Source organism: Neobacillus sp. Soil_C_43 (assembly GCF_057656715.1).
In genome coordinates this window covers 206,592-213,390 of record NZ_JBDGJV010000008.1, presented here as the reverse complement: position 1 = coordinate 213,390, position 6,799 = coordinate 206,592, and the positions used below count along the sequence as shown (strand labels likewise).

Annotated in this window: 5 protein-coding genes; all 5 read right to left on the bottom strand. The window is 41.8% G+C overall.

Going from position 1 to position 6,799, the window contains the following annotated elements; translation table 11 throughout:
* Nucleotides 1-102 precede the first annotated feature (102 nt).
* Nucleotides 103-486 (bottom strand): glycine cleavage system protein GcvH, encoded by a 384-nt coding sequence (gcvH, locus tag AC3A54_RS13085; protein WP_308082618.1) that lies wholly within the window; start codon nucleotides 484-486, stop codon nucleotides 103-105.
* An 83-nt stretch (nucleotides 487-569) separates the two neighbouring features.
* Nucleotides 570-926: an arsenate reductase family protein gene (locus AC3A54_RS13080; protein WP_335532783.1), complete on the bottom strand. Its 357-nt coding sequence runs from the start codon at nucleotides 924-926 to the stop codon at nucleotides 570-572.
* 200 nt (nucleotides 927-1,126) lie between these two features.
* Nucleotides 1,127-2,911, bottom strand: a complete 1,785-nt coding sequence (locus tag AC3A54_RS13075) for an acyl-CoA dehydrogenase family protein (protein WP_487654770.1) — start codon at nucleotides 2,909-2,911, stop codon at nucleotides 1,127-1,129.
* Nucleotides 2,912-2,975: 64 nt separating this feature from the next.
* Complete coding sequence (locus tag AC3A54_RS13070; RefSeq protein WP_487654769.1) at nucleotides 2,976-4,151, bottom strand: acetyl-CoA C-acetyltransferase; 1,176 nt, start codon at nucleotides 4,149-4,151, stop codon at nucleotides 2,976-2,978.
* 177 nt (nucleotides 4,152-4,328) lie between these two features.
* On the bottom strand, nucleotides 4,329-6,713 hold the full coding sequence (locus AC3A54_RS13065) for a 3-hydroxyacyl-CoA dehydrogenase/enoyl-CoA hydratase family protein (protein WP_487654768.1): 2,385 nt from the start codon (nucleotides 6,711-6,713) through the stop codon (nucleotides 4,329-4,331).
* Nucleotides 6,714-6,799: the final 86 nt, after the last annotated feature.

The window sequence follows — 6,799 nt, the reverse complement described above, 5'->3', positions numbered from 1 at the left end:
TGAGTCCGGTGGAGTACCGAACTCAAGTCTTAAAAGTTGCATAGAAATATTTTGTCTAACTTTATTGGGTCAGATCAAAAGGTGCTTTTCTAATGATGATGATTAGTCTTCTTTAACCATTTCTTCGTACTGTTCAGCAGTCATTAGCTTATCTACTTCGCTGCTATCAGAAAGTTCGATGACAATCATCCATGCTTTTTCATATGGAGATTCATTTACAAATTCAGGACTGTCATTTAAGTCTTCGTTTACTTCTACCACTTTTCCGCTTACAGGAGCATATAGCTCAGAAACTGTTTTAACAGATTCAACGCTTCCGAATGGCTCGTCAGCTGATACTTCAGTACCAACTTCAGGTAGTTCTACGAATACGATATCTCCTAATTCATGCTGTGCAAAGTCAGTGATACCAACGCGCACCTTTTCCCCTTCAACTTTTACCCATTCATGTTCTTCTGAATAACGTAACTCTTTTGGTGTACTCATTCGCTTAAATCCCTCCATTGTTTTTTCTAAAATCTATCATCGAATAAAATCGATTACCATGAGTCAGGAAAGGAAGAGCAGGCTTATTGCCACATTTTTTCATACTCTTCTTCTTTAAAGCCTACGGTGACTCGTTCGCCATCAGTTAAAATCGGCCGCTTGATTAACATCCCATCGGAGGCAAGTAGGTCTAGCAGCTCTTCGTCAGTTGCTGACTTCATCTTATCCTTTATACCTAATTCACGATATTTCATACCGCTCGTATTAAAGAATTTTTTAAGTTCTAGTCCGCTTTTTTGATAAAGATCCTGCAGTTGCTCACGACTTGGGGGATGTTCCACAATATGTACTTCTTCATAGGAAAGTTGATGGGCATCCAGCCATTTCTTAGCGTTTCGACATGTGCCGCATTTTGGATACCAGTAAAAAGTCATCGACATAAGTTTCACCGCCTTTTCCCACTTCATTCAATGACGTATTCACGTCATTTGAATATTATCATAACGTTTTTCAAAATCCTAATGCAAAAAATATGTTCCAAATAAAAATTCGACTAATTTCGTAAATACTCCTTCTTTATCTATATATTATTTTAAAAAATAAAAAGCCCCCTTGAGAAAAAGGGAGCCCTGATTTCATTTTAAACGATATAGCGTTCTGCTTCGATAAGCACGTCTGCTGCTTCACGCTTTTTCGCAATCACGTTAATTGGCGTATGGCGAGTAAATTTGCGAAGGGAAGATAACATCATGCGAAGAGTATCACCGTGTTCAACGGCCACCAATGTTTCTTTCGCATCTGCTTCGATTTTATTAAATGCTTCTTGACAGAAAATTTGTGTGTAAAGAAGCTTTTGTTTGCTCTTCTCCACACCGTCTTTAGCGATTGCTTTTTCTGTACGTAATACGACAGATTCCATAGCATACGCATTAGAAACAATATCAGCAATGTTTACGAATATTTCTTGTTCTTTTTCAATCGCCTTGCCGTATTTTTGTGCGGCTAAACCGGCTGCAAGTAAACCAATTTTCTTCGCATTTTTCACCAAATATTTTTCTTGTGCTAACGGCTCATCACCTGGCTCCTCAGGCATAAGCATCATAAGTTCTTCTTGAAGTGCCATTGCTTTTTGGAATAATGGAAGCTCACCCTTCATAGCTTTACGCAGATACGTGCCTAATACTAACAAACGGTTGATTTCGTTGGTACCTTCGAAAATGCGGTTAATACGAGAATCACGGTATGCTCTCTCGATTGGGTACTCTTGCATGAAACCATATCCGCCATGAATTTGAACGCCTTCATCAACGACATAATCTAACACTTCACTGTTAAAAAATTTGTTTAATGAACACTCAATCGCATACTCTGCAATTGAATTGGCCACCTTTTTAATGTCTTTCGCTTCCTCATCAGTCAGCTTACCTTGGTTATCCTCATATAATCCGATTGTACGGTAAACAGCACTTTCTGCTGCATAAATTTTGGATGCCATTGTACCAAATTTCTCTTTTGTTAAGTTGAACTGAGCGATTGGCGTTTTAAACTGCTTGCGGCCATTTGCATACTTTACAGTCATTTCAAAGGCACTCTTCGATCCGCCTACACCGCCAACAGCTAATTTATAGCGGCCGATATTTAAAATATTAAAGGCAATGACGTGGCCCTTACCAAAATCACCTAATAGGTTTTCAACTGGTACAGGAACATCTTCTAAAATAAGAGTACGAGTGGAAGAACTCTTGATCCCCATTTTCTTCTCTTCAGCGCCGGTTGAAACGCCTGGGAAGTTTCTTTCCACTATGAATGCAGTGAAGTGTTCACCATCCACCTTTGCATACACGACGAATACATCTGCAAAACCAGCGTTTGTAATCCATTGTTTTTCACCGTTTAAGATATAGTGTGTGCCTTCAGCATTAAGCTTCGCTGTTGTTTTAGCACCAAGGGCATCAGAACCAGATCCTGGCTCAGTTAATGCGTAAGCTGCAAGCGTTTCACCTGAAGCAAGGCCAGGTAAATATCTGCCCTTTTGGTCATCGTTACCGAATAATACGATTGGCAAGGACCCAATACCAACGTGGGCACCATAAGAAAGTGAGAATCCGCCAGCCCTAGACATTTTTTCAGTAATTAATGAAGAAGTAATTTTATCTAGACCTAGACCATCAAATTCTTCTGGTACGTCAGCCGCTAAAAGACCAAGCTCCCCCATTTCCTTTAGAAGCTTTACTGTACGATCAAACTCATGGTTTTCTAAGTGTTCAATTTGTGGTAGTACTTTGTTTTCCACAAAGTCTTCTGCTGTTTTAGCAATCATTTTGTGCTCATCTGAAAAATCTTCCGGTGTAAATACTTGATTATAAGATACATCCTCAATTAAAAAGCTTCCGCCTTTAATAATCTTTTCTGTTTGATTTGCCATCTCTATTCCTCCTAATCTTTGATTAGCCAGGGGCTAAGTCTCTCTTCCCCCTGGTCCTTTTTCATTACAAGAGTTCAAATACTCCAGCAGCGCCCATACCGCCACCGATACACATGGTTACTACACCGAATTGCTCGTTTCTGCGTCTTAATTCGTGAATCAGTGAAAGGGTTAGTTTCGCACCTGTACATCCAAGCGGATGTCCAAGAGCAATCGCACCACCATTTACATTCACAATCTCTTCATTTAAGCCTAGCTCACGAATGACTTGCAACGATTGGGAAGCAAACGCTTCGTTCAATTCGAACAAGTTAATATCGGATAATTCCAATCCAGCTAGCTTCACTGCTTTTGGAATAGCGACCACTGGGCCAACACCCATAATTTCAGGTGGCACGCCTCCAACTGCAAACGATCTGAATTTAGCTAATGGCTTCAAACCAAGTGATTCCGCTTTTTCACGGTCCATGACCATTAATGCAGCAGCTCCGTCACTTGTTTGTGAAGCATTACCTGCTGTTACGCTTCCTGTTACAGAAAACGCAGGACGTAGTTTACCTAAGGTTTCTAGGTTTGTTTCTGGACGAACGCCCTCATCTTGTGAAAATTGGATTGTTTTTTCAACTAGTTTATTGTCATGACCAACAGTACGAATGGTCACATCTACTGGTACGATTTCATCGACGAATTTTCCTTCAGCAATTGCCTTGGCTGCACGCTGATGACTTCTTACCGCAAAGGCATCCTGGTCTTCACGGCTAATGCCATATTTCTTAGCCACTTCTTCTGCTGTATGGCCCATTCCCATGTAATATTGCGGTGCCGTTTCTGCAAGCTTAATGTTTGGTCGAACCACATGCCCCATCATAGGGATCATACTCATTGACTCAGCTCCGCCAGCGATTGCTGTGTCAATTTGGCCGGTCATAATGCCCTGCGCTGCATAGGCAACCGCTTGTAGTCCTGAAGAACAGAAGCGATTGATTGTGATGGCAGGGACCGTATGCGAAAGACCTGCAAGTGCCCCGATATTACGAGCCATGTTATTGCCTTGTTCTGCTTCAGGCATGGCACAGCCAATGATTAAATCATCAATATTTCCTTCATAGTTTCCTGCACGTCTTAATGTTTCTTTTACCACCAATGCTCCCAAATCATCAGGACGAACATGGGCAAGCGTTCCTTTCTTTGCCTTACCCACCGGGGTTCTGGCTCCTGCCACGATTACCGCTTCTCTCATGCAAGTTCCCTCGCTTTCTATCGAATTAGAAAAATATCTACTTAACTTTGATTACTGTCCAGCTGCAGCGCCTAGCCCCTCGGGGTCAAATAACCTTCGGCAAGAAAAGTCAAAAGGCGGACTTTTCTCACCGAAGAACATTTGCCTGTCGGGGCTGAACAAGACGCTTCCGCTTTTCTAGTTACGTAACGGTTTTCCTTTTACCAGCATGTGCTGCATACGTTGTTGTGATTTTGGCTCTGCGATTAGACTTAAGAACGCTTCTCTTTCTAAATCTAACAGGTATTGCTCATCTACTTCCGTTCCAAATGGCACTCTTCCACCGGCGATCACATAGGCAACTTTCTTAGCTATTTTCAGATCATGCTCGGAGATATAGCCTGATAAGCGCATCGCTTCTGCACCTAGTAAAAGAGTTGCATAACCGGTTTCACCTACTACCGGAACCTTTTTACGTACTCTTGGCTTATAGCCCTGCTCATGTAAGGCAAGAACGGCTTGCTTCGCATCATACAACAGGTGATCCCCATTAAAGCTGATGCCATCAGATCCGTCTAAGAAATTCGTTTCGCGTGCTTCTTCAGCGGATGTAGAAACCTTAGCCATTGCAATCGTTTCAAACACTTTGTTTGCGACGTTTTGCAAATCAAACGGAACACCGCTTGGAAGATTTTCTAAGTGCTTAATATAAAGCTCTTTGTTTCCGCCACCGCCTGGAAGCAGGCCGACACCGACTTCAACAAGCCCCATATAGGTTTCTGATGATGCTTGAATATGTGCCGTTGGCAGACAAACCTCTGCACCGCCGCCAAGTGTCATACCAAATGGCGCTGCTACCACTGGCTTCGAGCTGTATTTCACTTTTAATAATGCGCTATGGAGATGACGGACCACTAAATCAAGCTCATAGATATTGTCATCCTGTGCTTCCATCAGCATCATGGCGAGGTTCGCACCTACACAGAAGTTCTTTCCTTGGTTACCGATGACAAGGCCCTTATAATTCTTCTCCACCTCATCCACAGCAAAGTTGATCATTTGCACGATATCAAGACCAATGGCATTATTCGGTGAATGGAACTCTAGGAGTGCTACACCGTCGCCAATGTCAATTAGGCTCGCCCCACTATTCTTCTTAATGACACCTTTTTGGTTTTTAATCTTTTTAAGGTCAATTACCTTCGGATTAAATTCTACTAAACGATATTGACCGTTATGATAGAAAAATGACTCACCGTTTTCCTCGATATAGAAAGAGGTAAAGCCTTTTTCAAGCATTTCCGTCACCCAAGCAGGTACTTCCATTCCTTCTTCCTGCATCTTTTTAACCGATTTTTCAACACCAATCGCATCCCATGTCTCAAACGGTCCTTTATCCCAGCCAAAGCCCCATTTCATGGCACGGTCAATGGCTACGATATCATCGGCAATTTCACCTAATAGCTTCGCTGAGTACAAAAGCGATTGCTTGGTCGTATTCCATAAAAATTGCCCCGCCTTGTCATTGGCGTAAACAAGCGCTTTCAATTTATTCCCTGAGCCTTTTTCCTGTTTTGCTAATTCAACAGATGGAGTTGTCAGCTTTTTACGTGGTCCATATTCCAATGTGCTTGGATCAAGCTCAAGAATTTCTTTTCCTTTTTTCAGGAAAAACCCTTGTCCGGACTTGCTGCCAAGCCAGCCTTTTTCCACCATCGCCTTAAGAAAAGTAGGAATTTCAAACACTTCTTTCTCATGGCCATCCACTTTCTCATAGACGTTGTTGGCAACATGATAGAAGGTATCTAATCCGACTACATCTAATGTACGGAAAGTTGCACTTTTCGCCCGGCCAATCAGCGGACCTGTGATGGAATCAACTTCTCCAACACTTAAGCCGCCCTTTAACATTTCTTGAACAGTGACTAGAAGACCATACGTACCGATACGGTTGGCAATAAAATTAGGCGTATCCTTAGCCACTACCACGCCTTTTCCAAGTACATCCTCACCGAAAGTTTTCATAAAGGAAAGAATTTCTGGATCCGTGTACTGAGTTGGAATAACTTCGAGTAACTTTAAATAACGAGGTGGATTAAAGAAATGTGTTCCTAAGAAATGCTTTTGGAAATCTTCTGAGCGGCCTTCAACCATCGCCTCGACAGAGATACCAGATGTATTCGAACTAATGATACTTCCAGGTTTACGGAATTGATCCACTTTTTCAAAAACCTGCTGTTTAACCTTTAAGTTTTCAACGACTACCTCGATGACCCAGTCGACATCTTTCAATTTCACTAAATCGTCTTCAAGGTTTCCTGCTTCAATGAGAGCAAGATTTTTCTTGGAGGTCAGTGGGGCCGGCTTTTGCTTTAATAGCTTTTGAATAGCAGTCGCACTGATTCGGTTGCGAACTTGTTTATTTTGTAATGTAAGTCCTTTAGCTTCTTCCTCTTTCGTTAATTCACGTGGCACAATATCCAATAATAGTGTAGGAATTCCGATATTCGCTAGATGTGCTGCAATCCCTGAGCCCATTACTCCTGATCCTAGGACAGCTGCTTTCTTAATTAATTGGTTCAACACTGTCTCCCCCTTCAAACTTTGAATGAATACTCATTCATTTTTTAGTCAAAAAAAATATTTCTGAATGAGCTTTGTTATTATTT